Source organism: Streptomyces sp. NPDC127098 (assembly GCF_042722465.1).
GTDB lineage: Bacteria > Actinomycetota > Actinomycetes > Streptomycetales > Streptomycetaceae > Streptomyces > Streptomyces millisiae.
Genome location: NZ_JBHXFJ010000088.1, coordinates 1 through 25,518, shown reverse-complemented (window position 1 = coordinate 25,518; position 25,518 = coordinate 1). Strand labels below are relative to the sequence as shown.

Genomic DNA, 25,518 nt, shown 5'->3' with positions numbered 1-25,518 from the left:
CGCCGCCGGGCCACCCGGCCCCTGCCGCGCGAGGCCACCCTCCCCCAGCTAACGCTGGGAGGTGCCCCCAGGGGCGGGTGGGTGGGCGCGGCACGGCCGCGCAGTGCGACCCGCACGCAGCGCGCAGGTGAAACCGTGTGTCAGAGGGGGTGGCGCCGCGGTGGGACGGGGACGCGGGACAGGTCCTCGGCGATCGTCAGGTCGCCTTCGAAGCCGGCCGCCCGTGCCTCCTCGGCGAACGCCGCCGGGTCGTCGTACCGCTGGGAGAAGTGGGTCAGCACCAGGTGCCGTACCCGGCTCTCGGCCGCCGCCCGGGCGGCCTGGCCGGCCGTCAGGTGGCCGTACTCGTGGGCCAGCGCCTCGTCCCCGGCCAGGAAGGTGGACTCGATAACGAGCAGGTCGCAGTCCTCGGCCAGCGCGTAGACGCCGTCGCACAGCCGGGTGTCCATGACGAAGGCGAACCGCTGGCCAGGCCGCCGCTCGCTGACGTCCTCGACGCGCACCCCGCGCAGCGTGCCCTCCCGTTGGAGGCGGCCCACGTCCCGGCCGGTGATGCCGTGTGCCGCGAGCCGGTCGGGCAGCATGCGGCGGCCCTCCGGTTCGACGAGGCGGTATCCGAAGGAGTCCACCGGGTGGGAGAGGCGGTGCGCGCTCAGCGTGAAGCCGGGTTCGTGGGCGATGGGCCCGTCGTCCGTGACCGGGTGGGTCGGCAGCCGGGCCGTCTCGCGGTAGGCGGTGGCCTGTCGCAGCCGGTCGTAGTACTGCTGGCCGCTGGCCGGGTAGTGCACGTGGACGGGGTGCGGCACCCGGTCGAGGTTGATCCGCTGGATCACGCCGGCCAGGCCGAGCGAGTGGTCGCCGTGGAAGTGCGTGACGCAGATCCGGGTGAGCTGGTGCGCGCTGACCGAGGCCAGCATCATCTGCCGCTGGGTGCCCTCGCCGGGGTCGAAGAGGATGGTGTCGGCGTCCCAGCGGAGCGCGTAGCCGTTGTGGTTGCGGTGCCTGGTCGGCACCTGGCTGGCCGTGCCGAGGACGACCAGCTCGCGGGCCGACATCAGCCGGGCGGCCATTCCAGGCCGCGCCCGCCGAGGACGTGGGCGTGCGCGTGGAAGACCGTCTGGCCGGCGCCGGGGCCGGTGTTGAAGACGACGCGGTAGCCGGGGTCGACGATCTTCTCGTCGGCCGCGATGGCGCCCGCGAGCCGCAGGACCTCGGCGGCGAGCTCCGGTGCGGCGGTGGCCAGGCTGGCCGCGTCGGGGTAGTGGGCGCGGGGGATCACCAGCACGTGGGTGGGGGCCTGCGGGTTGATGTCGCGGAAGGCCAGCGCGGCCTCGGACTCCTTGACGACGGTGGCCGGGACCTCGCCCGCCACGATCTTGCAGAACAGGCAGTCAGCCCGCGGTTCTCCCGCCATCGCGCGGTGCCTCCCAGGTGTGTGGTGCGACTCGACCTAGCGCTACGCACGGGATGCTACCGCCCCTCGCGCACGGGCTGTCCCCGGTGTCGAACCGGCTGGTAGCCTTCCCCGGATTACGTATGCATTGCATACCGGAAGATCAGCGAACATACCGGCGACCACACGAGGACCACCCGCATGTCCACGCCCGCTCCCCAGGACGCCCGCGAGAGCTGGAGCTCACGGGCCGGCTTCCTGATGGCCGCGATCGGCTCGGCGATCGGCCTCGGCAACATCTGGCGCTTCCCAGCCGTCACGTATGAGAACGGCGGCGGCGCGTTCATCGTGCCCTATCTGTGCGCGTTGCTCACCGCCGGTATCCCGCTGCTGATCCTCGAGTACACCGTCGGCCGCAAGTACCGTTCGTCGCCCCCCGGCGCCACCCGGCTGCTGGCCCGGCCGGCCGAGGCCATCGGCTGGTGGCAGGTGGTGATCTGCGTCGTGGTCGCCGCCTACTACGCCGCGATCCTGGCCTGGGCCGTCCGCTACACCGGCTTCTCGGTGAACCAGGCCTGGGGTGACGACCCCGAGGGCTTCCTCTTCACCGACTTCCTCAAGGTCAGCGACGAGCCGGGCACCATCTCGACGTTCGTGCCCGGCGTGGCCTGGCCGCTGGTCGCGGTGTGGGTGGTCGTCCTGGCCATCCTGGTCCTCGGGGTCAAGCGGGGCATCGAGAAGGCCAACATGGTCTTCATCCCGATGCTGGTGGCGTTCTTCCTGGTCCTCGTGGTGCGGGCGCTCACCCTCGACGGGGCGGCCGAGGGCCTGAACGCGCTGTTCACCCCCGACTGGAGCGCGCTCAGCCACGGCAGCGTCTGGGTCGCGGCCTACGGGCAGATCTTCTTCTCGCTGTCGGTGGGCTTCGGCATCATGATCACCTACGCCTCCTACCTGCACCGCCGCTCCGACCTGACCGGTTCGGCGCTGGTCGCCGGCTTCGCCAACAGCTCCTTCGAGATCCTGGCCGGCGTCGCCGTCTTCTCGACCCTCGGCTTCATGGCGGGCCAGGCCGGCGTCGGCGTGGACGAGGTCACCAGCAGCGGCGTGGGGCTGGCGTTCGTTGCCTTCCCGCAGATCATCTCCGAGATGCCGATGGGCGCCTTCTTCGGCGTGCTGTTCTTCGTCTCCCTGGTGATCGCCGGCCTCACCTCGCTCATCAGCATCGTGCAGGTGATCGTGGCGGCCGTGGAGGACCGCGCCGGGCTGCGCCGCACGCCGGCCGTGCTGCTGGTCGGCGGCGGCATCGCGGTGATCTCCGTGGCGCTGTTCTCGAACGACAGCGGGCTGCACTTCCTGGACGTGGCCGACCACTTCATCAACCAGTACGGCATCGTGCTGGCCGGCCTCGCGCTGGTGGTCACGGTGAGCTGGGTGCTGCGCCGGCTGCCGGCGCTCCAGGCCAACGCGGACGCCACCTCCGCGTTCGGGCTCGGCGTGTGGTGGCGGCTGTGCCTCGGCGTGATCACGCCGCTGGTGCTGACCTGGATGATGGTGGACAGCCTGAACAGCGAGTTCAGCGAGAACTACGGCGGCTACTCGACCTCGTTCCTGCTGTGGTCCGGCTGGGGCGTGGCGGCCGGGGCGCTGCTGCTCGGCGTGGTCCTGTCGCTGCTGCCCTGGCGGGCCAACCGCGAGCGACCGGCGGTGGCCGAGGCGAACGAGGCCAACGAGGCGAGCGAGGGGAGCCGCTGATGTCGACGTCAGCCGTCGTGATGATGATCGTGGCCATGGCGATCGTGTGGGGCGGCCTGGTGGCGGCCGTCATCAAGCTGCGCAGCCACCCGGACGAGCCCGAGCCGGCGGACGGCGACGCGGGCTGACCCGTGCGCCTCAGTCCGCCGTCGGCACCGGCTGCCCGGGTGGCGTGAAGGCGGCGAGCAGGATTCCCGTGAGGGCCCCCGGCGCGTCGGCCTCGTCGAGCCGGCCCGCGGTGATCTCGTCGGCCGTGGTGTGGAGCACGCCGTAGAAGGCGGCGGACAGCCACGCCACGGGCATGTCGGTCCGGAACTCCCCCTGCTCGCGACCGCGTTCGATCAACCGCCCGATGCGGTGCAACGGCCGCTGGTGCAGCTCCCTGATCCTGCCGTGCGGCAGTCCGCGCTCGGCGGCGACGAGTAGCGCGCGCGACCGGTCGACGATCCGCCAGGAGGAGCGGATCAGCAGCGTCATGGCCTGCCGCGGGTCCCCTTCGAGGTCCAGGGAGTCGAGCGCGGCGTCGGCCTCCCGCATGGCTCTGGCGAACACGGCGTCGAGCAGCTCCTCCCGAGAGGCGAAGTGCCCGTAGAGCGTGACCCGGCCGACGCCTGCCGCCTGGGCGATGTCCGCGACGCTCGCGTCGGGATCGCGGCTCAGGCACTCCACCGCGGCGTCCAGGATCGCCGTCGCGTTGCGCCTGGCGTCCGCTCGTCGCCCTCGGGTCCCCGGCATGTCATGCCCCTCTCTCCGTCTCACCCATTAGTCGAACAGTGCTGTTTGAGTTATCCTAACGCCGAATAACTCGAACACGCTTGTTTGACTTATGGAGGCGACGCCCCGTGCACCCGCATGCCCCCGCCCACGAGCCGCCCGACCCGCGCCGCTGGCGCGCCCTGGCGCTGCTCGGCGCCGCGCAGTTCATGCTGATCCTCGACGTCACCGTGGTCGCCATCGCGCTGCCCGACATCGGGGCCGGTCTGGCGCTCGACAGAACCCAGCTGACCTGGGTCGTCACCGCCTACACGCTGATGTTCGGCGGGCTGATGCCGCTCGGCGGCCGAGCCACCGACCTCTTCGGCGCGCGGCGGCTGCTGCTCGTCGGGCTCACGGTCTTCACCGCCGCCTCGCTCACCGCCGGACTCGCCGGCGGCGCCGCCGTCCTCATCGGCGCGCGGATGCTCCAGGGCGCCGGCGCCGCCCTGCTCTCCCCCGCCGCCCTCTCCGTGGTCGCCACGGCCTTCCACGGGCCGGAGCGGAACCGGGCACTCGGTGTGTGGGCGGCCATCGGCGGCACCGGCTCGGCGGTCGGGGTGCTGGTCGGCGGGCTGCTCACGGCGGGCCCCGGCTGGGAGTGGATCTTCTACGTCAACGTACCCATCGGCCTGGTCCTGCTCGCCCTGCTGCCCGGCGCGCTGCCGGTCACCGCCCGGCCCACCCGACGCGCCACCCTCGACGTGCCCGGGGCCCTGCTCGTCACCGCGGCCACGGCGACCACGATCTACGGGCTCACCAACGCCGGCGACGACGGCTGGGGCGCGCCCGCCACGCTCGTCCCGCTCGCCGCCGGCCTCGCGCTCTACGCGGCGTTCGCCGCGCTCCAGCGCCGGTCGGCGGCACCGCTGATGGACCTGACGCTGCTGACCCGCCGCCCCGTGCTGACCGGCGCGTTCCTGATGCTGGTCGCCACCGCCCTGCTGATCTCGTCCTTCTTCCTCGGCTCGTTCTACCTCCAGGGCCCTGGCGGGCACGGTCCGCTGGCCACCGGACTGCTGTTCCTGCCGGTGGCCGCCGGCACGGCGCTGGGCGCGCACCTGGGCGGCCGCGCCATCGGTGGCGTCGGCCCCCGGCTGGTCGCCGTCCCCGCGTTGCTGACGGCGGCCGTCGGTCTCGCCATACCGGCCGCGGACACCGGCACCGGCACGCTGTCGCTGGGACTCAGCGTCGCCTCCGCCGGCCTGGGCGCGGGATTCGTCGCCGCGACCACCACCGCGCTGGCCCATGTGTCGCCCGGCGAGGCCGGACTGACCTCGGGCCTCGTCAACACCTGCCACGAGTTCGGCGGCGCGATCGGCGTCCCGGTGGTCTCCAGCATCGCGGGTTCGAGCATCGCCGCCGGCCACCTCGCGGGCCCCGGAGGGCTCACCGACGCGCTGGCCTTCCTCGCCGTCAGCGCGGCCGCCGGCGCCGTGGCCGCGCTGTTCCTCGTACCGGCGGGCCGCCCACCCGCCGGGGCCCCGACCGCGCACCTGCACTGAGGCGCGGCAAGGGCCTACGCCCAGCGGCCCGTCCTGGTGAGCAGGAGGGCCGCGGCGGCGGTGCCGGCCGTCGAGGTGCGCAGGATGGTGCGGCCAAGCCGGTAGGGCCGCACGCCGGCGGCCTCGAAGGCGGCCAGTTCCTCGGGCGCGACGCCGCCCTCGGGGCCCACCACCAGGGCGATCTCGCCGCCGGGCGGCAGCTCGGCCGCGGCCAGCGGCGCGGCGCCCGCCTCGTGCAGCACCCCGGCGAACGCGGCGCCGGCCAGTGCGGCGGTCACCTGCCGGGTGGTCATCGGCTCGGTCACCTCGGGGATCCGCAGCCGGCGCGACTGCTTGGCGGCCTCCCTGGCGGTGGCCCGCCACTTCGCCAGCGCCCTGGCCCCGCGCTCGCCCCGCCACTGGGTGACGCAGCGGGCCGCGGCCCAGGGGATGACCCGGTCCACGCCGGTCTCGGTCATGGTCTCCACGGCCAGCTCGCCGCGGTCCCCCTTGGGCAGCGCCTGGACCACGGTGATCGAGGGCAGCGGCGGCGGCTCGTGCCGCAGCTCGGCCACCGCGACCTCGAGCCGGTCCCGGCCGTCGACGGAGGCGACCGTGCCCAGCGCGCCGGTGCCGCGGCCGTCGCTGAGGACGACCTGCTCGCCCACCCGCAGCCGGCGCACCGAGACCGCGTGCCGGCCCTCGGCGCCGTCCAGCGTGACGAGGCCGCCGGCGCCGGCCTCGGACAGCGACTCCACCACGAAGACCGGGGCCGTGCTCATCGTCTCCCCACCGAAGTCCGCGCCGACGTCCGTACCGAAGTCCGGCTCACCGGCCGTTGAAGGCGTCCTTGAGGCGCGAGAAGAGGCCCTGCTGGCCCGGCTGGAACTGCCCCATCGGCCGCTCCTCGCCGCGCAGCTTGGCGAGCCGCCGGATCAGTTCCTCCTGCTCCGGGTCGAGCTTCTGCGGCGTCTGCACCTCGACGTGCACCACCAGGTCGCCCCGGCCGTTGCTCCTGAGGTGGGTGACGCCCCGGTTGTGCAGCGGGATCGACTGGCCTGACTGGGTGCCGGGCCTGATGTCGACCTCCTCCATGCCGTCCAGCGTCTCCAGCGGCACCTTGGTGCCGAGGGCGGCCGCCGTCATCGGGATGGTGACCGTGCAGTGCAGGTCGTCCCCGCGCCGCTGGAAGACCGGGTGTGCCTTCTCCCTGATCTCCACGTAGAGGTCGCCCGCCGGGCCACCGCCCGGGCCGACCTCGCCCTCGCCGGCCAGCTGGATCCGGGTGCCGTTGTCCACGCCGGCCGGGATCTTGACCGTCAGCGAACGGCGGGTGCGCACCCGGCCGTCCCCCGCGCACTCGGGGCAGGGCGTGGGCACCACGGTGCCGAAGCCCTGGCACTGCGGGCAGGGCCGCGAGGTCATGACCTGGCCGAGGAAGGACCGGGTGACCTGCGAGACCTCGCCGCGCCCGCGACACATGTCGCAGGTCTGCGCCGAGGTGCCGGGGGCGGCGCCCTCGCCGTTGCACGTGCCACAGACCGTGGCCGTGTCGACCTGGATCTCCTTGGTGGTGCCGAACGCCGCCTCGTTCAGGTCGATCTCGAGCCTGATCATGGCGTCCTGGCCACGCCGGGTGCGGGACTTCGGGCCGCGCTGCGAGGCGGTGCCGAAGAACGCGTCCATGATGTCCGAGAAGTTCCCGAAGCCGGCGCCGCCGAAGCCGGCACCGGGGCCGGCGCCGCCGGGCCCCATCGGGTCCCCGCCCAGGTCGTACATCTGCTTCTTCTGCGGGTCGGAGAGCACCTCGTAGGCGGTGTTGATCTCCTTGAACCGCTCCTGGGTCTTGGGATCCGGGTTCACGTCCGGATGGAGCTCCCGCGCCAGGCGGCGGAAGGCCTTCTTGATCTCCTCCTGCGAAGCGTCACGCTGCACACCGAGGATCGCGTAGTAGTCAGCCGCCACTTTAGTTCTCCGCGAGAATCTGTCCGACGTACCGTGCCACCGCGCGCACCGCTCCCATCGTTCCCGGATAGTCCATGCGGGTCGGTCCGACCACGCCCAACTTCGCCACCGCCTCGCCCCCAGAACCGTAGCCGACGGAGACGACCGAGGTGGACGTCAGGCCCTCATGAGCGTTTTCATGCCCAATCCGGACCGTCATACCCGGATCCTTGGCCTCGCCGAGCAGCTTCAACAGCACGACGTGCTCCTCGAGCGCCTCGAGCACCGGCCTGATCGTCAGCGGGAAGTCCTGCGCGAAGCGGGTGAGGTTGGCGGTGCCGCCGATCATCAGCCGCTCCTCCTTCTCCTCCACCAGCGTCTCGAACAGGGTGGAGAGGACCACGGAGACCGTGCCCCGCTCCTCCGGCTCGAAGGAGTCCGCCAGGTCGGCCACCAGGCGCGGCACCTCGGCGAAGCGCTCGCCCACGATCCGGCTGTTGAGCCGGGCCCGCAGGTCGGCGATCGACGTCTCACCGAAGGGCGCCGGGCAGTCGACCATCCGCTGCTCGACGCGGCCGGTGTCGGTGATGAGCACCAGCATCAGCCGGGCCGGGGCCAGCGACAGCAGCTCCACGTGCCGCACGGTCGACCGGCTCAGCGACGGGTACTGCACGACCGCCACCTGCCTGGTCAGCTGCGCCAGCAGCCGCACCGTGCGGGCCACCACGTCGTCCAGGTCGAGCGAGGCCCCCAGGAAGCTCTGGATGGCCCGGCGCTCCGCGGCCGAGAGCGGCTTGACGTCGGCGAGCTTGTCGACGAAGAGCCGGTATCCCTTGTCGGTCGGCACCCGGCCGGCGCTGGTGTGGGGCTGGGCGATGTAGCCCTCCTCCTCCAGCACCGCCATGTCGTTGCGCACGGTGGCCGGCGACACCTGCAGGTTGTGCCGCTCCGTGAGGGCCTTGGAGCCCACCGGCTCCTCCGTGCCCACGTAGTCCTGGACGATGGCTCGCAACACCTCGAGTCTGCGTTCACTGAGCATGCCGCACACCTCCCGCCCGGCCGTCGTTCCTGCTGCTGCCCGCCCTGGCACTCAGCCGCGGCGAGTGCCAAACCCTGTCCAGTGTACGGCCGGGTAGCACGGCCAGGGAATCGTGAACGGGGAGACGGTATCGCGCGGAACCCGCCGCCCCTGGCTGGCATGTTCTTGTCGTGACGCTAACGTCGCAGCATGGAGACGCGATGGGAAGACCTGGCGCCGGGAGTGGCGCGCCGGCGCCTGTCCGGCTGGGACGAGACGGTGGGCGCGGTCGCCGGCGCGGACGGGGTGCTGCTGGTCGACGCCGGCCCCTCGCTGCCGGCGGGCGAGGAGATCGGCGACGAGCTGCGGGACCGCTTCGGGGTCCCGGTGACGCACGTGGTCCTGACCCATCCGCACTTCGACCACGTGCTGGGCGCCGGCGCCTTCCCGGCGGCCGAGCGCTTCGGGCGGCTGCCGGCCGGCGGCCCGGCCGGGGCCGCGGCGGACGGGGTGCGGCAGGGGCTCGACGCGGGCCTCGCCGAGGCGGCGGCCGGCGCGCTGGCCGCGCTGCCGTCGCCCCGCGAGATCGCCCCCGGCGAACGACTGACGCTCGACCTGGGCGGCGGCCGGACAGTGGTGCTCGCGGCGCTGGGCCCCGCGCACTCGCCGAACGACCTGGTGGTGCTCGTGCCGGGCCCCGTGCCCGTGGTGTTCTGCGGCGACCTGGTCGAGGAGTCGGGCGAGCCGCAGGCCGGGCCCGACGCCGAGCCGGCGCGCTGGCCGGCCGCCCTGGACCGGCTGCTGGCGCTCGGCGGCCCGGAGGCGCGCTACGTGCCCGGGCACGGCGCGGTGGTGGACGCCGCGTTCGTCCGGGCCCAACGGGCGGCGCTCGCCGAGCGGTTCGGGGACGTGCCGGGCGCGGCGTGATCGAATGGGCGCATGCGCGGAAGACAGCCCGGTGGACAGCACGGCAGCCGGTTCGGCAGGCGGTACGACCCCGACCTGACGCCGCCGTGGAAGCGGCACGCCCCCGTGCCCGAGGTGCCGGCGGAGCCCGGCCTGGTGGTCGAGGAGGTGTCGACGGGCTTCTGCGGGGCGGTGATCCGCTGTGAGAAGACGGCGCAGGGGCCGACCGTCACGCTGGAGGACCGCTTCGGCGCGCACCGGGTGTTCCCGCTCGAACCGCGTGGCTTCCTGCTGGAGGGGCGCGTCGTGACGCTGGTGCGCCCGGCGCGCACGCCCGCGGCGCCGGCGCGTCCGGCCAGGACGGCCTCCGGCTCGATCGCCGTTCCCGGCGCGCGGGCGCGGGTCGCGCGCGCCGGGCGCATCTACGTGGAGGGGCGACAGGACGCCGAGCTGGTCGAGAAGGTCTGGGGCGACGACCTGCGGATCGAGGGCGTCGTCGTCGAGTACCTGGCCGGCGTGGACGACCTGCCGGCGATCGTGCGGGAGTTCGCGCCCTCCGCCGAGGCCAGGCTCGGCGTGCTCGTGGACCACCTGGTGCCGGGCTCCAAGGAGTCCCGGATCGCCGCCGAGATCACCGACCCGAACGTGCTGATCGTCGGGCACCCGTTCGTCGACGTCTGGCAGGCGGTGAAGCCGTCCGCGCTCGGCATCCCCGAGTGGCCCCGGGTGCCGCGCGGCCAGGACTGGAAGACGGGCGTCTGCCGGGCCCTCGGCTGGCCCGAGAACACGGGCGCGGCCTGGCGGTCCGTCCTCGGCCGGGTACGGGACTACCGCGACCTCGAACCCGGCCTGCTCGGCCCCGTCGAGCACCTGATCGACCACGTCACGGTGGGCGGCCCCGGGTAGTCACCCAGGTGCCGGACAATGGACCCATGCCCTCCGCACTCCCCGACGGCGAGCCGATGCCGGCGGACGGCGCGCTCCCCGCGTCCGCCCTGGCCGGCGCCGCCGAGCGTCCCCTCGCCTTCTACCTGCACGTGCCGTACTGCGCGACGCGCTGCGGCTACTGCGACTTCAACACCTACACCGCCGCCGAGCTGCGCGGCTCCGGCGGGGTGCTGGCCTCCCGGGACGACTACGCGGAGGTGCTGACCGAGGAGATCAGGCTCGCCCGCAAGGTGCTGGGCGACGACCCGCGCCAGGCCGCCACGGTCTTCGTCGGCGGCGGCACGCCCACGCTGCTGCCACCGGCCGCGCTCGGCGCCATGCTGGACGCCGTCCGGCAGGAGTTCGGGCTGGCCCCCGACGCCGAGGTGACCACCGAGGCCAACCCCGACTCCGTGGACCCGGCCTCGCTCGCCGCGCTGCGGGAGGCCGGCTTCAACCGGATCTCCTTCGGCATGCAGAGCGCCCGCCGACACGTGCTCGCCGTGCTGGAACGCACCCACACCCCGGGCCGCCCCGAGGCGTGCGTGGCCGAGGCACGGGCCGCCGGCTTCGAGCACGTCAACCTGGACCTGATCTACGGCACCCCGGGCGAGACCGACGACGACTGGCGCGCCTCCCTCGACGCGGCCGTCGCCGCCGGGCCCGACCACGTCTCGGCCTACTCGCTGATCGTGGAGGACGGCACCCGGCTCGCGGCGCGGGTGCGGCGGGGCGAGGTCCCGATGCCGGACGACGACGTGCACGCCGACCGCTACCTGATCGCCGACGAGACGCTGTCGGCGGCCGGCTTCGGCTGGTACGAGATCTCCAACTGGGCCACGTCGGCGGCCGCCCGCTGCCGGCACAACGAGCTCTACTGGACCGGCGCCGACTGGTGGGGCGCGGGCCCTGGGGCGCACAGCCACGTGGGGGGCGTGCGCTGGTGGAACGTGAAGCACCCCGGCGCGTACGCCGCGGCGCTGGCGGACGGGAGGTCGCCGGGCGCCGGGCGGGAGGTGCTGACCGCCGAGGACCGGCGGGTGGAGCGGATCCTGCTCGAACTGCGGCTGGTGGACGGCTGCCCGCTCTCCCTCCTCACGGCCGACGGCCTCGCCGCGGCGCGGCGGGCCGTCGCGGACGGCCTCCTCGCCGAACCGGCCTTCGCGGCGGGCCGCGCGGCGCTGACGCGCCGCGGCCGACTGCTGGCCGACGCCCTCACGCGCGACCTGACGTAGCGCGGCGCGCGGGATTTCCCCCACCCACCCGCCCTTTACGCGCTTCGCGCGGGGGGCCTGACCGCGCTGCGAGCGGCAAGCGGCCCAGCGGGCCGAGCCCGTGGCGCTTCGCGTCGGGCTTGCCCCACCCACCCGCCCTTTGGGCGCGCTTCGCGCGGTGGGCGGGCGAACCGCGCCGCGTGCGGTGAGCGTCCCGGCCGGCCGCCTGCGGCGGCTGCGCCGCCGGGTAGCCCGGGCGCTGCGCGCCCGGGGTTCCCCCACCCACCCGCCCTTCTACGCGCGGTGCACGGCCCGCCAGGGCCAGACACCCGCCAAGGCCGGGCACCCGCCAGGGCCGAGGGCCCGCGGCGGCTACGCCGCCGGGCCACCCGGCCCCCGCCGCGCAACGACCCGCCCGGAGGGCGGGTGGGTGGGCGCGGCACGGACGCAAGGCCGGCGCGGACGCAAGGCCGGCGCGGACGCAAGGCCGGCGCGGACGCAAGGCCGGCACAGCCGCAAGGCCCGACCTCGGCGGCTTCGCCGCCTGGTCGGGCCGGCGGGCCGGTGGCCGAGGCCAAGCGCGCAGCGGCGCGGCGTTCGCCCCGCCAGGGGCTATTCGTACATGGAGTCGATCAGCGCCGCGAACTCGCCCTCCACCACCGGCCGCTTCAGTTTCAGGCTCGGCGTGAGGTCGCCGTGCTCGACGTCCAGTTCCCTCGGCAGCAGGCGGAACTTCTTGACCGTCTGCCAGCCCTGAAGGCCGGAGTTCAGCTCCTGCACGTAGCCGTCGACGAGGGCGATCGTCCGCTCGTCGGCCACGACCTGCGCGTAGCCGCCGGGGATGCCGTTCTCCTTGGCCCAGCCCATGATCGCCGCCTCGTCGAGCGCGATCAGCGCCGAGCAGAACTTCCGGCCGGGGCCCACCACCAGCATCGTGGAGACGTAGGGGCAGACCGCCTTGAACCGGCCCTCTATCTCGGTGGGCGCCACGTACTTGCCGACCGACGTCTTGAAGAGGTCCTTCTTGCGGTCGGTGATCCGCAGGTAGCCGTCGTCCGACAGTTCGCCGATGTCGCCGGTGTGGAACCAGCCGTCCGGGTCGAGGACCTCGGCCGTCTGCTCGGGCAGGCCGTGGTAGCCCTGCATGATGCCGGGGCCGCGCAGCAGGATCTCCTTGTCCTCGCCGATCCGGACCTCCAGGCCGGGGAAGGCCTTGCCGACCGTGCCGGTGCGGTTGGCGAGGCCCGGGTTGAGGAAGCTGGCGGCGGCCGACTCGGTGAGGCCGTAGCCCTCCAGGATGGGGAGTCCCGCGCCCTCGAAGAAGTAGCCGATGTCGGGCGGGAGCGCCGCCGAGCCGGAGACCAGGGCCCGGACGCGACCGCCGAAGAGCTCCCGCAGCTTGCCGTAGACCAGCCGGTCGGCCACCGCGTGCTTGGCCCGCAGGCCCGCGGGGACGGTGGCGCGGCCGGTGCGCCGCTGGTTCTCCTGGGAGACGCGACCGTACTCCTTGGCGACGGCGGCGGCCCACTGGAAGATCCGGAAGCGGGCCGCGCCGCCGGCCCTGGCCCGCATGGCCGCGCCGTTGTAGACCCGCTCGTAGATCCGGGGCACGCCGCACACAATGGTGGGCCGCACCACCGGCAGGTTCTCGACGATCTTGTCGACCCGGCCGTCGACGACCATCACGTGGCCGATCCTGACGTGCGCGGCGAGCAGCACCTTCCCGAAGACGTGGGACAGCGGCAGCCACAGGTACTGCACGTCGTCGGCGTGCAGCATGTCGATCGCCTCGATGGTGTAGCCCATGTAGGACCAGGTGTCCTGGGCGAGCCGCACCCCCTTGGGGCGGCCGGTGGTGCCCGAGGTGTAGATCAGCGTGGCCAGGTGGTCGCGGTGTTGACCGGCGATGGTGTCCTTGACGCAGTTGGGGTTCTTCTCCAGGTGGGCCGTGCCGCGCTCGGCGAGGTCGGCGAGGGAGAGCACCCAGCCGTCCGGGTCGCCGTCGGCCGGCACCGCGTCGGCGGCCTCGACGACCACCACGTGGGCGAGGTCCGGGAGCAGGGAACGGCGCTCCCTGACCTTGGCGAGCTGCGCCGCGTCCTCGGCGATCAGGACCCGGCTGCCCGAGTCGGCGAGGATGTAGGCCGTCTCGTCGGCGTTGGTCTGCGGGTAGACGGTGGTGGTCGCGGCGCCGGCGCACATGATGCCGAAGTCCGCGAGGATCCAGTCCACCCGGGTACCGGAGGCTATGGCGACCCGCTCCTCGGGCCGCACCCCGAGCGCCATGAGCCCGGCGGCGATCGCGTGCACCCGGCGGCCGGTCTCGGCCCACGTGTAGGAGTGCCAGTCGTCGGGGCCGCCGGCGGTGGGCACCGGGTAACGCAGCGCCTCCCGGTCCGGCGTGGCCTCGACGCGCTCCTGGAAGATGTGGGCCACGGACGGCGGGCGCTTGTCGATCGGGAGCTCTTTCTCGGTCACAGACTTCCTCCGGGTGCCACGCTGCAACGGGGTGACCCACCAGTAACTAAGGGGTGGCGATCAGACTAAGGGCCCGCACGCCCGGGCGTAAGGGGACTATTTCTTGTTCTTTCCCTCGCCGCCCTCGGAATCGGAGGAAAGGGCGGCGATGAACGCCTCCTGCGGCACCTCGACGCGGCCGACCATCTTCATCCGCTTCTTGCCTTCCTTCTGCTTCTCCAGCAGCTTCCGCTTCCGCGAGATGTCGCCGCCGTAGCACTTGGAGAGCACGTCCTTGCGGATGGCGCGCACCGTCTCGCGGGCGATGACCCGGGAGCCGATGGCGGCCTGGATCGGCACCTCGAACTGCTGCCGGGGAATGAGCTCGCGCAGCTTGGCCGCCATCTTCACGCCGTACGCGTACGCCTTGTCCTTGTGGACGATCGCGGAGAACGCGTCGACCTTGTCGCCGTGCAGCAGGATGTCGACCTTGACGAGGGCGGCGGCCTCCTCGCCGACGGGCTCGTAGTCGAGGGAGGCGTAGCCGCGGGTCTTGGACTTCAGGGCGTCGAAGAAGTCGAAGACGATCTCGGCGAGCGGCAGCGTGTAACGCAGCTCGACGCGGTCCTCGGAGAGGTAGTCCATGCCCTGCATGGAGCCGCGCCTGGTCTGGCAGAGCTCCATGATGGCGCCGATGAACTCGCTGGGGGCGATGAGCGTGGCGCGCACCACCGGCTCGCGGACCTCGTCGATCTTGCCGGTGGGGAACTCGCTGGGGTTGGTGACGGTGTGCTCGGAGCGGTCCTCCATGGTCACCTGGTAGACGACGTTGGGCGCCGTGGCGATCAGGTCGAGGCCGAACTCGCGCTCCAGGCGCTCCCTGATCACCTCCAGGTGGAGCAGGCCGAGGAAGCCGACGCGGAAGCCGAAGCCGAGCGCGGCCGAGGTCTCGGGCTCGTAGACCAGCGCCGCGTCGTTGAGCTGGAGCTTCTCCAGGGCGTCGCGCAGCGCCGGGTACTCGGAGCCGTCGATCGGATAGAGCCCGGAGAACACCATGGGCTTGGGGTCCTTGTAGCCGCCGAGCGGCTCGGTGGCACCGTTGCGCTGCTGGGTGACGGTGTCGCCCACCTTGGACTGGCGGACGTCCTTCACTCCGGTGATGAGGTAGCCGACCTCGCCGACCGCGAGCCCGTCGGCCGGGGTCATCTCGGGCGAGTTGACGCCGATCTCCAGCAGCTCGTGGGTGGCGCCGGTGGACATCATCTGGATGCGCTCGCGCTTGCCGAGCCGGCCGTCGACGACCTTCACGTAGGTGACGACGCCGCGGTAGGCGTCGTAGACCGAGTCGAAGATCATCGCGCGGGCCGGGGCGTCGGCGACGCCGACGGGAGCGGGGACCTGACGGACCACCTCGTCGAGGAGCGTCTCGACGCCCTCGCCGGTCTTGGCGGAGACCCGCAGCACGTCGCCCGGGTCGCAGCCGATGAGGTGGGCGAGCTCGGCGGCGAACTTCTCGGGCTGGGCGGCCGGCAGGTCGATCTTGTTGAGCACCGGGATGATGGTGAGGTCGTTCTCCATGGCCAGGTAGAGGTTGGCCAGGGTCTGCGCCTCGATGCCCTGGGCGGCGTCGACCAGCAGGACGCAGCCCTCGCAGGCGGCGAGGGAGCGGGAGACCTCGTAGGTGAAGTCGACGTGGCCTGGGGTGTCGATCATGTTGAGCACGTGGGCCGTGCCGTCGTGCTCCCAGGGCATGCGGACCGCCTGGGACTTGATCGTGATGCCGCGCTCGCGCTCGATGTCCATGCGGTCCAGGTACTGGGCGCGCATCTGCCGCTGCTCGACCACCCCGGTCAGCTGGAGCATCCGGTCGGCGAGCGTCGACTTGCCGTGGTCGATATGCGCGATGATGCAGAAGTTGCGGATGAGAGCCGGGTCGGTGCGGCTGGGCTCCGGCGCGTTCGAAGAGATCGCGGGCACGCGGGGTCCTGTCGGGTCATGGCGGCGGTTCGTAGGGTCGCCCCCATGGTCCCATGCGTGGGCGGCTGGTACGGATTGGGAGCCCGCCCTGGGCCGCTGGTACCCTGGGCCGCTGGTGTGCGGGATCCCCCTGGGCTCGACCGGCACCGCATCGAAATCAGCGTCGAACCTGCAAAGGCTCACATTCGTGGCGAACATCAAGTCCCAGATCAAGCGGATCAAGACCAACGAGAAGGCGCGGCTGCGCAACCAGGCCGTCAAGTCCGAGGTGAAGACCGCCATCCGCAAGGCGCGCGAGGCCGTGGCCGCGGGTGACTACGAGCAGGCCGAGGCCGCCCGCCGGGTCGCCGCGCGCAAGCTCGACAAGGCCGTCAGCAAGGGTGTGCTGCACCGCAACAACGCGGCCAACAAGAAGTCCGCGCTGGCCTCCCAGGTCAACGCGCTCCAGGGCTGACCCACCGGCTCACCGCCACCGGTCACGTCGAGCGGCCCCTCTCTCCGCTCCGGCCGGCTGGCGCGCACCAGGCACCGCGCTGATCCCAGACGTTCGCCACGCGGGTGCGGTGCCTCTTCGAGCGATCGCCAGGGCCCCGAGCCCGCTCCTTCCCCGGGGGCGGGCCGGGGCCCTGGCGCTTGCCGCTATCGGGAGCGGGCGGCGCCGGCGATGGCGACCACGGCCTTCTCCAGCGCGTACCCGGGGTCGTAGCCGCCGCCCTTGACCGCCGCGTCGGCGTCGGCGACGGCGCGCAGCGCCACGGCGACGCCCTCGGCCGACCAGCCGCGCATCTGCTGCCGGACCCGGTCGATCTTCCACGGCGGCATGCCGAGCTCGCGCGCCAGGTCGCCGGGGCGCATCCCGCTCGGCGCGGACGCCAGCTTGCCGATCGACCGGACGCCCTGTGCCAGGGCGCTGGTCACCAGCACCGGCGCCACCCCGGTGGCCAGGGCCCAGCGCAGCGCCTCCAAGGCCTCGGCGGTGCGGCCCTCGACGGCGCGGTCGGCGACGGTGAAGCTGGACGCCTCGGCGCGGCCCGTGTAGTAGCGGCCGACGACCTCCTCGTCGATGGCGCCCTCGACGTCGGCGGCCAACTGGGCGCAGGCGGAGGCCAGCTCGCGCAGGTCGCTGCCGATGGCGTCCACCAGGGCCTGGCAGGCGCCGGGGGTGGCGCTGCGGCCGGCGGCGCGGAACTCGCCGCGCACGAACGCCAGCCGGTCGGCCGGCTTGGTCATCTTGGGGCAGGCGACCTCGCGCGCCCCGGCCTTGCGGGCCGCGTCCAGCAGGCCCTTGCCCTTGGCGCCGCCGGCGTGCAGCAGGACGAGGGTGATCTCCTCTACGGGGGCGGCCAGGTACGCCTTGACGTCCTTGACAGTGTCGGCGCCCAGGTCCTGGGCCTGGCGGACCACGACGACCTTGCGCTCGGCGAACAGCGAGGGGCTGGTGAGCTCGGCCAGGGTGCCGGGCTGGAGCTCGCCGGGCGCCAGGTCCCGCACGTCGGTGTCCGGGTCGGAGGCGCGCGCGGCGGCCACCACCTGCTGGACGGCGCGGTCCAGCAGCAGTTCCTCCTGGCCCACCGCGAGGGTGACCGGGGCGAGCGGATCGTCGGCCTTGGTGGATCTGGCTGCCATGCGCCCCAGCATCCCACGCGGGTCCGACAGTGATCCGCGGTCCGGGCACAATGGCCCGATGCGACATGTGCTGGTGCTGCCGGACCGGGACGCCGCCGAGGAGGTGGCCGCCGAGCTGGCCGAACGCCTGGACCTGCCCGAGGAACCCCGCCTGGTCCGCGAGGCCCTGGCGGGCGAGGACGACGCGGAGGACGCCCAGTGGCTGGTGGTCCTCGAGGACGCCGCCCCCCACTGGGACGTACCGGCGCTCGCGGCGCTCGCCGAGGCGCACGACGGCTGGCTGGAGCGGACCTAGGGCCTGTCTGACAATCCCCGGCGGGCTCGCGACGGCTAGCATCCCGCCTGGCTGCGTTGCCGAATCGCGCGAGTACGGCCAAGTACGAGCTGCGATCCGGCGCCTTGCCAGCCGGGCGCCATCCGCCGCTCGCTGATCCACCGGGAATTATCAGACAGACCCTAGGGCCGGCGCCCGACGCGGAGCGGTGGCCGGTCGGGCTAGCTTGCGGCCATGACGACCGAGACGGCACCGCCGCGCGACGGCGAGCAGCGCAAGAAGGACGTGCTCCGGCACCTGGTGGAGGACGAGGACGCCTGGGTGTCGACGACGGGCGGGGACGGGGCGCCGTGCCTGGTGCCGCTCTCCTTCGTCTGGCACGGGGGAACGCTGGTGATGACCACCAGGTCGACCAACCCGACGGCCGTGAACGCGGCGGCGAACGGCCGGGCGGTGGTGGCCCTCGGGCCCACCAGGGACGTGGTGCTGATCGACGCCGACGTCGAGGTGGTGCCCTCGGACGCGCTGCCGGCGGCGGCCGGCGAGGCGTTCGTCCGCAAGCTGGACTGGGACACCGGGGACCGGCCGGGATGGGTGTTCCTCGTGTTCCGGCCGCGTGCCGTGCGGGCCTGGCGGGAGGCGAACGAGCTCGCCGGGCGCGAACTGATGCGGGACGGCGCCTGGTTGGTGTGACGCGTCGGCCGCTCCCCCGTGGGGGTCAGGGGGTGACCAGCGGGGCGATGCCGTCGAGCAGGCGTTGGAGGGCGAACTCAAAGAGCCGGTCGAGGTCGGCGGCGGCGTCGGGGATCTGTTCGAGGGCCGCCAGGCGGGGAAATCGCCGGCCGTCCTGTGACCGGAGCGCGGCGGGGGCGACGATGGCGCGCCAGTGGGCGAGCGTGGGGCCCTCGCCGCGCGCCGACTCGATCTCGCTGACCCGGAGCAGGCCGAGCCCCTGCACCTGTCCCAGCACGCTCTGGGCGATCCAGTGCACCGTGAGCGGGTCGAGGCCGTGGCCGTCCAGGGCGGCCATGGCGCGCTCGACCCCGGCCAGCACGCTCGGCACCAGCGGCGGCTGCACGGAGGCCAGGACCTGGAGGGCCCAGGGGTGCCGGGTGTACAGGGCCCACTCGGCGCGGGCGACGCGCTCCAGCTCGGCGCGCCAGTCGCCTGGTCGCCGCTCCGGGGTGCCGCTGGCGGCGTAGACGGCCTCGACCATCAGCTCGATCAGCGTGTCCTTGCCGTCGACGTGGTGGTACAGCGCCATCGCGCCGACCCCGCAGGCCTCGGCCACGCGGCGCATGGACAGCGCGTCGAGACCCTCGGCGTCGGCGATCCGGACGGCGGCCCGCACGATGGCGTCCACGGTCAGGCCGCCGCCGGTCCGGGGCGGCTTGGGCTCGGTCTCCGGCTCTTCCCGGGCCGCCTGCCGGGCCCGGTAGGCGCGGGCCTGGCAGGAACGGGAGCAGTAGCGGGGCGCGCGACCGCGTGACTGCCGGGTGAGCTCGCGCCCGCACTGGACGCAGATCGGCATGGCGACCTCTTTTCGTCACGGCCTCCTGGTGTGACGAAAAGGTATCACGAGGCGAGGCGCCAACCGGCCGTGATTCTGCAATCATCGCTGCTGAACTGAGACTTTACTGGGGAACCGCAGCAGGACTGGATCCGGCTTCCGCGTCGACTTTATGCTGTACAGGGAAAGTCTTCCTCCCGACGCCGAAGGAGCGTGCGATGACCGACGCCTTACCGCCCCCCGCCCCGTTTCCCACCACCCGTGTCGAACCGCTCGACCCACCCCCGGAGTTGGGACGGTTGCGGGAGAGCCACCCGGTCAGCAGGCTGACCCACCCGGACGGCTCGACCGGCTGGTTGGTGACCGGGCACGCCCTGGTGCGCCAGGTGCTGGCGGACCCGCGGTTCAGCTCGCGGACCGAGCTGCTGCGCTCCCCGGTCCGCGTCGACCCGCACGAGCCGGCCCCGCCCGGCATGTTCATCGGCATGGACGAGCCGGAGCACGCCCGGTACCGGAAGCTGCTCACCGGCCAGTTCACCGTGCGCCGCACCCGGGCGCTCGCCGCGCGGATCGAGTGGATCGTCGCGGACCGCCTGAACGCGATCGAGGCGGCCGGCCCGCCCGTCGACCTGGTGCGCGCCTTCGCGCTGCCGGTGCCCTCGCTGGTGATCTGCGAACTCCTCGGCGTGCCCTACGACGTCCACGAGGACTTCCAGCGCTGGACCACGGCCATGGTCAGCACCACGAGCAGCCCCGAGGAATCACGGGCGGCGGAGGAGGCGCTGACCGCGTTCCTCGCCGACATCGTGGCCGCCAAGCGGACCACGCCGACCGACGACCTGCTCGGCGGGGTGATCGGCGCGGGCGGGCTGACCGACGAGGAGGTGGTGGGCATCGCCATGCTCCTGCTGGTCGCCGGGCACGAGACCACCTCCGGCATGCTGGGCCTCGGCACCTTCGCGCTGCTGCGGCACCCGGACCAGCTCGCCCTGCTCCGCGCGGACCCCACCCTCGTCGACGGCGCGGTCGAGGAGCTGCTGCGATATCTGAGCATCACCCAGTTCGAGGTCGCGGCGCGCACCGCGCTGGTGGACGTCGAGCTCGGCGGCCGGCTGATCCGGGCCGGCGAGCCCGTCACCCTGTCCATCCCCGCCGCCAACCGCGACCCGGCGGCCTTCGCCGACCCCGACGACCTGGACATCACCCGCTCCCCCAACGGGCACGTCGCCTTCGGTCACGGCGCGCACGCCTGCCTCGGGCAGCAGTTGGCCCGCGTCGAGATGCGCGTCGCCTTCCCCGCCCTGCTGCGCCGCTTCCCGCGGCTGCGTCTCGCGGTGGCGCCTGAGGAGGTGCCGCTCCGGCACCGGATGCCGATCTACGGCGCGCACCGGCTGCCCGTCACCTGGTAGGACCCGAAGGAGGACCACGGACATGACCCGCATCCGCGTCGAGGCGGACCAGGGCCGCTGCGTCAGCACCGGCATGTGCGCCCTGCTCGCCCCCGAACTCTTCGACCAGAGCGAGCGGGACGGCACGGTACGCGTCCGCACCCCGGCACCGGACGACGGGCGGCGCGCGGCCGCGGTGGAGGCCGCCGCGCGCTGCCCGGCCGGCGCCATCCGGATCAGCGGCGGCTGAGACCCCGGCCGTCATGACAGACCTCGACGGGCGGTGGCGCGCGGTCCTTCGGGGGTGTCGGCGACGGCCACCGCGCCGTGCAGGTCGGTCCGCAGCACGGTGACGCCGGCCGCCGCCAGAGCGGTGAGGGTGCGGGGGGCGGGGTGGCCGTAGGAGTTGTCCGCGCCGGCGGAGACGAGCGCGAGGTCCGGGCTCAACCGGTCGAGGAGCGGCTGGTGCTGATAGGCCGAGCCGTGGTGGGCGACCTTGAGCACGTCGACCGCCGTCAGCTCCGGGTGCGCCGCCAACAACGCCTGCTGCGCCGGGGGTTCGAGATCACCGGGCAGGAAGACGGTCAGCTCCCCGACGCGCGCCAGCAGGGTGACACTGGCGTCGTTGGCCGCCAGGCCGGTCGGGTCCCCCGGGGGCCACAGCACCCGCCAGGCGAGGCCGGGCCCCGCCGTGCCGGCCTGTCCCGGCACCACGGGGCTGACCGGGACGCCCGCCTCGGTCGCGGTCCTCTCGACGAACTCGGCCTGCTCCGGCTCCTCCCGCACCGTCGTCGTCCAGACGGCGTCGACCCGCCGCCCCGCCAACACCCCCGGCAGCCCCGCCACATGATCGGCGTGGAAATGGCTGAGGACCAGCAGCGGGACGTGGGTGACGCCGAGGTCCCGCAGACAGCGGTCGACGGCGGCCGGTTCAGGACCGGCGTCGACGACCAGCGCACTGCGCCCGCCGGCCGCCAGCACCAGGGCGTCGCCCTGGCCCACGTCGCAGGCCACCATGCGCCAGCCGGGCGGCGGCCAGCCGGTGAGGACGCGGGGCAGCGGCACCGGGCGGACCACGGCGACGAGCAGCAGCAGGGCGCAGAGCGCGGCGGGCCAGGGCCCGCGCGGCAGCCGGCGGGCCAGCACGAGGGCGGCCAGCGTGACTGCGGCCAGCAGGGCGGCGCCCCACCAGCCGGCCGGCCAGCCCAGCTCGGCGCCGGGCAGCCGGGCTCCGGTCCTGGCCACCCAGGCGATCCACCGGGCGGGCCAACTCGCCAGCCAGGCCAGTGCGCCGGCCGCCGAGGCGGAGAGCGGGGCGACGGCGAGCGCGGCCCAGCCGAGCACGGTGACCGGGGCGACGGCGACGGCGGCCAGCAGGTTGCACGGGATGGCGACCAGGCTGGTGCTCGCGGCGAAGACCGTGATCACCGGGGCGCACACGACGTGGGCGGCGGCCGAGGCGGCGAGGCCCTCGGCGAGCGGAGCCGGTATCCGGCGGGCACGCAGCGCCGCGCTCCAGCGCGGCGCGACGGTGAGCAGGGCGCCGGTGGCGAGGACGGACAGCAGGAAGCCGAACGACCTCGACAGCGTGGGCTCGTGGAGGATCAGCAGCAGCACGGCGCCGGCGAGCGCGGGCAGCAGCGAGCGGGTACGTCCGGTGGCCAGGGCGAGCAGCGCGATGCCGGCGCAGGCGGCGGCGCGCAGCACGCTCGGGTCGGGGCGGCAGACGAGCACGAAGCCGAGGACGAGGCCGCCGCCGAGGACGGCGGTGAGGCGCAGCGGGATGCCGAGCCGGGCGGCCAGGCCACCGCGCTCGGCCAGGGAGGCGGTGCCGAGCCGGCCGACCAGCACACCGAGGACGATCGCCACCTGACTGCCGGAGACCACGATCAGGTGGGTGAGGCCGGTGGCGGCCACCGCCTCCTCGAGATCGGGCGCCAAGGCCGCGTCGTCGCCGATGACCAGGGCCGGGAGCAGGGCGGCGGCGTCGCCTGGCAGCCCGGCGGCGGCCTCCCGCAGACCGTCCCTGAGCCCGGCGGCGGCACGCTGCGCCGCGCTCGGACCGCCGACGACGGCGGGCTCACCCGCCTCGGAGACCCGCAGCACCGCGGCGAACTCGGCGGCGCGCCCGGGCATCGGGCGGTCGGCCAGCGCGGTCAGGCGCAGCCGGGTGGAGGGCAGCAACTCCAGCCAGTCGGCGGTCCGCTCGGCTCGGACCACGACCAGGACCGGGGCGCGGACGGCGTGTTCCGTGCCGCCCTCGACCTGGACCCGGGTGGCCTCGGCGGCGAACAGCACGGGCCGCTGCTCGTCGGCCGCCGCGCCCGGCCGGGCGGCGGCCCGGCGCGGGTCCTCGGTGAGCTCGGCCTCGACGGTGAGGGACCGGCCGACCAGCGCCGGCCAGGGGTCGGCGCGGAGGGTGGCCACGTGCAGCCCGGCCACCGCGCCGCCGGCCGCCGCGCAGAGCAGCGCCAGGGCGACGGCGGCGGTCAGCGACCCGCGCCGGCGCCGGGCACGCCACCCGCGCCACAGCAGGACACAGGCCAGCAGGCAGCAGCCGGCCACGCCGAGGGCGGTGGCATGGCCGCCGGCGCCGAGGGCGAGCGCGGCGGCCGCCCAGGCAGCGCAGGCCGGGCCGATCAGCCGCAGGTCGGTCGGGGTCGCCCGCCGCGCGTGGGGATGGGAGGCGCCGAGCCGCCCGCCGGCGGCGGCGTGCACCGGATGCCGGCGGACGGCGGCCTCAGAGCGTGACACGGTCCCTCAGATCGGCCAGCCGCCGGTCCCCGATGCCGGAGACCTCGCCCAGCTGCTCGATGGTGGTGAACCCGCCGTTGCTCTCCCGGTAGGCGATGAGGCGCTCGGCGAGCACCGGCCCGATGCCCGGCAGCTCCTGGAGCTGCTCGGGGGTGGCGGAGTTGATGCTGACCTTGCCGCCGGCGGCAGCGGAGGGGCCGGCGCCGGCCGCCGCCTGCGGGGCGCCGACCAGGATCTGCTCGCCGTCCACCAACGGCCTGGCCCGGTTCAGCCCTTCGGTGTCGGCGCCCGGCGCGCTGCCGCCGGCCGCCTCGATGGCGTCGGCCACCCGGGAGCCGGCGGGCAGCGAGTAGATCCCCGGCTCGGCCACGTCCCCGGCGACGTCGACCACCAGGGGCGCGGCGCTCGGCGAGGGCGCCGCGACCGCCGCCGACGACTCGTCGGGAGCGGCCGGGGGCTCGGCGGTGGCGACGGTGACGGACTGCGGGCGGCCGGTCCAGAAGTGGTGGACGGCGAGGCCCGCCGCGACCAGCAGCAGCACGCCGAGCGCGGCCAACGCCCGGGGTTCGAGTCCGCAGCGGCCCCGCAGCCACAGCGGCCACCGCTCCCCCGCGGCGAGCCGGGCCCGCCGCCAGGCCGGGAGCCGCTCGCCGGGCGGCGCGTCGTCGGGTCGCGGATCGTCGGGTGGCCGGTCGTCGGCGCGGGCCCGCGGCACCACCCGCCAGCCCTGCGCCGGCACCGTCAACGGCCCTGTCGCCCAGGTCAGTTCGGGCGAGAACAGCGCCTCGGCCCTCGCCCGCAGCGCGGCCTGCCGCCGGGCCCGCTTGCGCCCCGGGCCACTGCGGCCACCGTCGCCAGGACCTCGGCCGGCCGCCGGGCCTCCGGTCCGCGCCGTCCGTCTGCTTCTCGTCTCCATGTGCCGGACGGTAGAGCCGATTCCGGGGGCACGGGCGAAGGGGGCGGATTCCTGTGGACGACCGGGACGTTGTGGATAACTCGGTCACTCGTGTGGGCTAGCGAGGGGCGACCACCGCGCCGAGCAACCCGGGCCCGGTGTGCGCGCCCAACACCGCGCCCACCTCGCTGACATGCATCTCGACCAGCCCGGGCAGCCGCTGCCGCAGCCGCTCGGCCAGCGCCGCCGCCCGCTCCTCCGCCGCCAGGTGGTGTACGGCCACGTCCACGGGCCCGCTGCCCGCGTGCTCGACCGCCAACTCCTCGAGCCGCGCTATGGCACGCGAGGCGGTGCGCACCTTCTCCGTCAACTCGATGCGGCCGTCGGCCAGTTCGAGCAGCGGCTTGACGGCGAGCGCGGAGCCGAACAGCGCCTGCGCGGTGCCGATCCGGCCGCCGCGACGCAGGTGTTCCAGGGTGTCCACGTAGAAGTAGGCGCGGATCGCCTCGGCGCGCTTGCGCGCGCACGCCACGGCCTCATCGAGGGACGCGCCGGTGGCCGCCGCCTCGGCGGCGGTCAGCACGCAGAAGCCGAGCGCCATGGCGACCACCCCGCTGTCCACCACGCGCACCGGGATCGGGGACTCGCGGGCGGCGAGCAGTGCCGCGTCGTGGGTGCCGGAGATCTCGGCGGACAGGTGCAGCGAGACGACGCCCTCGGCGCCGGCGTCGGCCGCGGCGCGGTAGGCGGCGGCGAAGGTCTCCGGGCTCGGCCGGGAGGTCGTCACGGGCCGCCGCTGCTGCAGCGCCTCGGCGAGCCGCCGCGCCGAGGTCTCGGTGCCGTCCTCCAGTGCCTCGTCGGCGAGCACGACGGTCAGGGGCACGACGGTGATGTCGTGGCGGACGACCGCCGCGGGTGGCAGATAGGCGGTGGAATCCGTGACGATGGCGACAGAGCGGGGCATAGACGCGAGCGTACCGGCCCTGGCGGGCCGGGAAGTCACCACGGTCCTGAGGACGGCGACCTCCGCGGCCGGCGCTCCGCGCCGGTTTTTTCCCCCCGCCCTTTCACGCGCTGCGCGCGGGGACGGCCCTGCGGGCCGGGGCTGTGGCGGCTGCGCCGTGGCGCTCCGCGCGGGGATTTCCCCCACCCACCCGCCCTTTTTCGCGCTTCGCGCGGGGTGGCGGGCCGAACCGCGCTGCGCGCGGTGCACGGCCCGCCAGGGCCAAGGACCCGCGGCGGC

At 74.2% G+C, this 25,518-nt stretch carries 24 protein-coding genes; 11 read left to right on the top strand and 13 right to left on the bottom strand.

Translation table 11 applies throughout. From position 1 onward, the window contains the following. Positions 1-140: 140 nt before the first annotated feature. Positions 141-1,055 carry a ribonuclease Z gene (locus ACFWI8_RS33435; protein ID WP_387099239.1) on the bottom strand — a complete coding sequence of 305 codons (915 nt, stop codon included), beginning with the start codon at positions 1,053-1,055 and terminating at the stop codon, positions 141-143. Next, positions 1,055-1,414: a histidine triad nucleotide-binding protein gene (locus ACFWI8_RS33430; protein WP_387099237.1), complete on the bottom strand. Its 360-nt coding sequence runs from the start codon at positions 1,412-1,414 to the stop codon at positions 1,055-1,057. Before ACFWI8_RS33430 ends, ACFWI8_RS33435 begins: the two co-directional genes overlap by 1 nt. A gap of 180 nt (positions 1,415-1,594) precedes the next feature. Here ACFWI8_RS33430 and ACFWI8_RS33425 point away from each other — a divergent pair, with 180 nt between their 5' ends. Next, a complete protein-coding gene (locus ACFWI8_RS33425) occupies positions 1,595-3,148 on the top strand; it encodes a sodium-dependent transporter (protein ID WP_387099235.1) in 1,554 nt (517 codons plus the stop codon). Next, positions 3,148-3,276 (top strand): methionine/alanine import family NSS transporter small subunit, encoded by a 129-nt coding sequence (locus tag ACFWI8_RS33420; RefSeq protein ID WP_387099233.1) that lies wholly within the window; start codon positions 3,148-3,150, stop codon positions 3,274-3,276. The genes ACFWI8_RS33425 and ACFWI8_RS33420 overlap by 1 nt, the downstream gene beginning before the upstream one ends. A gap of 10 nt (positions 3,277-3,286) precedes the next feature. On the opposite strand, the gene ACFWI8_RS33415 is transcribed toward ACFWI8_RS33420, so the two are convergent. Further along, positions 3,287-3,883, bottom strand: a complete 597-nt coding sequence (locus ACFWI8_RS33415; RefSeq protein WP_387099231.1) for a TetR/AcrR family transcriptional regulator — start codon at positions 3,881-3,883, stop codon at positions 3,287-3,289. Positions 3,884-3,990: 107 nt separating this feature from the next. Here ACFWI8_RS33415 and ACFWI8_RS33410 point away from each other — a divergent pair, with 107 nt between their 5' ends. Next, positions 3,991-5,406 (top strand): MFS transporter, encoded by a 1,416-nt coding sequence (locus ACFWI8_RS33410; protein WP_387099229.1) that lies wholly within the window; start codon positions 3,991-3,993, stop codon positions 5,404-5,406. Between the two features lie 14 nt (positions 5,407-5,420). Here the strand turns inward: ACFWI8_RS33410 and ACFWI8_RS33405 are convergent, their stop codons facing one another. The 3 genes from ACFWI8_RS33405 to hrcA are packed head-to-tail and all read right to left on the bottom strand — an operon-like array spanning position 5,421 to position 8,368. After that, a complete protein-coding gene (locus tag ACFWI8_RS33405; protein WP_387099227.1) occupies positions 5,421-6,167 on the bottom strand; it encodes a 16S rRNA (uracil(1498)-N(3))-methyltransferase in 747 nt (248 codons plus the stop codon). 46 nt (positions 6,168-6,213) lie between these two features. Then, positions 6,214-7,350: a molecular chaperone DnaJ gene (gene dnaJ / locus ACFWI8_RS33400; protein WP_387099225.1), complete on the bottom strand. Its 1,137-nt coding sequence runs from the start codon at positions 7,348-7,350 to the stop codon at positions 6,214-6,216. A gap of 1 nt (position 7,351) precedes the next feature. Continuing rightward, positions 7,352-8,368 carry a heat-inducible transcriptional repressor HrcA gene (hrcA, locus tag ACFWI8_RS33395; RefSeq protein WP_311604683.1) on the bottom strand — a complete coding sequence of 339 codons (1,017 nt, stop codon included), beginning with the start codon at positions 8,366-8,368 and terminating at the stop codon, positions 7,352-7,354. Between the two features lie 189 nt (positions 8,369-8,557). Between hrcA and ACFWI8_RS33390 the strand changes: the two genes are divergently transcribed. From ACFWI8_RS33390 to hemW, 3 genes are read left to right on the top strand one after another with little or no spacing between them, the layout of a single operon-like run. Further along, on the top strand, positions 8,558-9,274 hold the full coding sequence (locus ACFWI8_RS33390) for an MBL fold metallo-hydrolase (protein ID WP_387099223.1): 717 nt from the start codon (positions 8,558-8,560) through the stop codon (positions 9,272-9,274). Positions 9,275-9,286: 12 nt separating this feature from the next. Continuing rightward, a complete protein-coding gene (locus ACFWI8_RS33385) occupies positions 9,287-10,159 on the top strand; it encodes a DUF3097 domain-containing protein (RefSeq protein ID WP_387099221.1) in 873 nt (290 codons plus the stop codon). Positions 10,160-10,185: 26 nt separating this feature from the next. Beyond that, positions 10,186-11,415 carry a radical SAM family heme chaperone HemW gene (gene hemW / locus ACFWI8_RS33380; protein ID WP_387099219.1) on the top strand — a complete coding sequence of 410 codons (1,230 nt, stop codon included), beginning with the start codon at positions 10,186-10,188 and terminating at the stop codon, positions 11,413-11,415. 591 nt (positions 11,416-12,006) lie between these two features. Here hemW and ACFWI8_RS33375 read toward each other — a convergent pair. Beyond that, entirely contained in the window at positions 12,007-13,872 is a 1,866-nt protein-coding gene (locus tag ACFWI8_RS33375; RefSeq protein ID WP_387099217.1) for an AMP-dependent synthetase/ligase, read from the bottom strand. Between the two features lie 96 nt (positions 13,873-13,968). Continuing rightward, positions 13,969-15,828, bottom strand: coding sequence for a translation elongation factor 4 (gene lepA / locus ACFWI8_RS33370; RefSeq protein ID WP_311604581.1), 1,860 nt, complete (start codon positions 15,826-15,828; stop codon positions 13,969-13,971). A gap of 187 nt (positions 15,829-16,015) precedes the next feature. Between lepA and rpsT the strand changes: the two genes are divergently transcribed. Further along, entirely contained in the window at positions 16,016-16,282 is a 267-nt protein-coding gene (gene rpsT, locus ACFWI8_RS33365; RefSeq protein ID WP_132932388.1) for a 30S ribosomal protein S20, read from the top strand. 185 nt (positions 16,283-16,467) lie between these two features. On the opposite strand, the gene holA is transcribed toward rpsT, so the two are convergent. Further along, on the bottom strand, positions 16,468-17,454 hold the full coding sequence (gene holA, locus ACFWI8_RS33360) for a DNA polymerase III subunit delta (protein WP_387099214.1): 987 nt from the start codon (positions 17,452-17,454) through the stop codon (positions 16,468-16,470). A 58-nt stretch (positions 17,455-17,512) separates the two neighbouring features. Between holA and ACFWI8_RS33355 the strand changes: the two genes are divergently transcribed. Further along, positions 17,513-17,749 carry a hypothetical protein gene (locus ACFWI8_RS33355; protein WP_387099212.1) on the top strand — a complete coding sequence of 79 codons (237 nt, stop codon included), beginning with the start codon at positions 17,513-17,515 and terminating at the stop codon, positions 17,747-17,749. A 213-nt stretch (positions 17,750-17,962) separates the two neighbouring features. Continuing rightward, positions 17,963-18,421 carry a pyridoxamine 5'-phosphate oxidase family protein gene (locus tag ACFWI8_RS33350; RefSeq protein WP_387099210.1) on the top strand — a complete coding sequence of 153 codons (459 nt, stop codon included), beginning with the start codon at positions 17,963-17,965 and terminating at the stop codon, positions 18,419-18,421. 25 nt (positions 18,422-18,446) lie between these two features. On the opposite strand, the gene ACFWI8_RS33345 is transcribed toward ACFWI8_RS33350, so the two are convergent. Next, complete coding sequence (locus ACFWI8_RS33345) at positions 18,447-19,259, bottom strand: TetR/AcrR family transcriptional regulator (protein ID WP_387099208.1); 813 nt, start codon at positions 19,257-19,259, stop codon at positions 18,447-18,449. 197 nt (positions 19,260-19,456) lie between these two features. On the opposite strand from ACFWI8_RS33345, the gene ACFWI8_RS33340 reads away from it, so the two are divergent. Together ACFWI8_RS33340 and ACFWI8_RS33335 are read left to right on the top strand one after the other, a co-directional pair. After that, complete coding sequence (locus ACFWI8_RS33340) at positions 19,457-20,647, top strand: cytochrome P450 (protein ID WP_387099206.1); 1,191 nt, start codon at positions 19,457-19,459, stop codon at positions 20,645-20,647. Between the two features lie 22 nt (positions 20,648-20,669). Continuing rightward, a complete protein-coding gene (locus ACFWI8_RS33335) occupies positions 20,670-20,876 on the top strand; it encodes a ferredoxin (RefSeq protein ID WP_387099204.1) in 207 nt (68 codons plus the stop codon). 11 nt (positions 20,877-20,887) lie between these two features. On the opposite strand, the gene ACFWI8_RS33330 is transcribed toward ACFWI8_RS33335, so the two are convergent. The 3 genes from ACFWI8_RS33330 to ACFWI8_RS33320 form a co-directional block, all read right to left on the bottom strand. Continuing rightward, the gene (locus ACFWI8_RS33330) at positions 20,888-23,380 is read right to left on the bottom strand and encodes a ComEC/Rec2 family competence protein (protein WP_387099202.1); all 2,493 of its coding nucleotides are present in this window, start codon (positions 23,378-23,380) and stop codon (positions 20,888-20,890) included. Further along, entirely contained in the window at positions 23,367-24,296 is a 930-nt protein-coding gene (locus ACFWI8_RS33325; RefSeq protein WP_387099200.1) for a helix-hairpin-helix domain-containing protein, read from the bottom strand. The genes ACFWI8_RS33330 and ACFWI8_RS33325 overlap by 14 nt, the downstream gene beginning before the upstream one ends. A gap of 97 nt (positions 24,297-24,393) precedes the next feature. Beyond that, positions 24,394-25,239, bottom strand: coding sequence for a DegV family protein (locus ACFWI8_RS33320; protein ID WP_387099198.1), 846 nt, complete (start codon positions 25,237-25,239; stop codon positions 24,394-24,396). Between the last annotated feature and the right edge of the window lie 279 nt (positions 25,240-25,518).

Coding starts and splice junctions, on each gene's coding strand:
- ACFWI8_RS33435 (WP_387099239.1), bottom strand. CDS start 1,055: ATGTCGGCCCGCGAGCTGGTCGTCCTCGGCACGGCCAGCCAGGTGCCG.
- ACFWI8_RS33430 (WP_387099237.1), bottom strand. CDS start 1,414: ATGGCGGGAGAACCGCGGGCTGACTGCCTGTTCTGCAAGATCGTGGCG.
- ACFWI8_RS33425 (WP_387099235.1), top strand. CDS start 1,595: ATGTCCACGCCCGCTCCCCAGGACGCCCGCGAGAGCTGGAGCTCACGG.
- ACFWI8_RS33420 (WP_387099233.1), top strand. CDS start 3,148: ATGTCGACGTCAGCCGTCGTGATGATGATCGTGGCCATGGCGATCGTG.
- ACFWI8_RS33415 (WP_387099231.1), bottom strand. CDS start 3,883: ATGCCGGGGACCCGAGGGCGACGAGCGGACGCCAGGCGCAACGCGACG.
- ACFWI8_RS33405 (WP_387099227.1), bottom strand. CDS start 6,167: ATGAGCACGGCCCCGGTCTTCGTGGTGGAGTCGCTGTCCGAGGCCGGC.
- hrcA (WP_311604683.1), bottom strand. CDS start 8,368: ATGCTCAGTGAACGCAGACTCGAGGTGTTGCGAGCCATCGTCCAGGAC.
- ACFWI8_RS33390 (WP_387099223.1), top strand. CDS start 8,558: ATGGAGACGCGATGGGAAGACCTGGCGCCGGGAGTGGCGCGCCGGCGC.
- ACFWI8_RS33385 (WP_387099221.1), top strand. CDS start 9,287: ATGCGCGGAAGACAGCCCGGTGGACAGCACGGCAGCCGGTTCGGCAGG.
- hemW (WP_387099219.1), top strand. CDS start 10,186: ATGCCCTCCGCACTCCCCGACGGCGAGCCGATGCCGGCGGACGGCGCG.
- holA (WP_387099214.1), bottom strand. CDS start 17,454: ATGGCAGCCAGATCCACCAAGGCCGACGATCCGCTCGCCCCGGTCACC.
- ACFWI8_RS33355 (WP_387099212.1), top strand. CDS start 17,513: ATGCGACATGTGCTGGTGCTGCCGGACCGGGACGCCGCCGAGGAGGTG.
- ACFWI8_RS33350 (WP_387099210.1), top strand. CDS start 17,963: ATGACGACCGAGACGGCACCGCCGCGCGACGGCGAGCAGCGCAAGAAG.
- ACFWI8_RS33345 (WP_387099208.1), bottom strand. CDS start 19,259: ATGCCGATCTGCGTCCAGTGCGGGCGCGAGCTCACCCGGCAGTCACGC.
- ACFWI8_RS33340 (WP_387099206.1), top strand. CDS start 19,457: ATGACCGACGCCTTACCGCCCCCCGCCCCGTTTCCCACCACCCGTGTC.
- ACFWI8_RS33335 (WP_387099204.1), top strand. CDS start 20,670: ATGACCCGCATCCGCGTCGAGGCGGACCAGGGCCGCTGCGTCAGCACC.
- ACFWI8_RS33325 (WP_387099200.1), bottom strand. CDS start 24,296: ATGGAGACGAGAAGCAGACGGACGGCGCGGACCGGAGGCCCGGCGGCC.
- ACFWI8_RS33320 (WP_387099198.1), bottom strand. CDS start 25,239: ATGCCCCGCTCTGTCGCCATCGTCACGGATTCCACCGCCTATCTGCCA.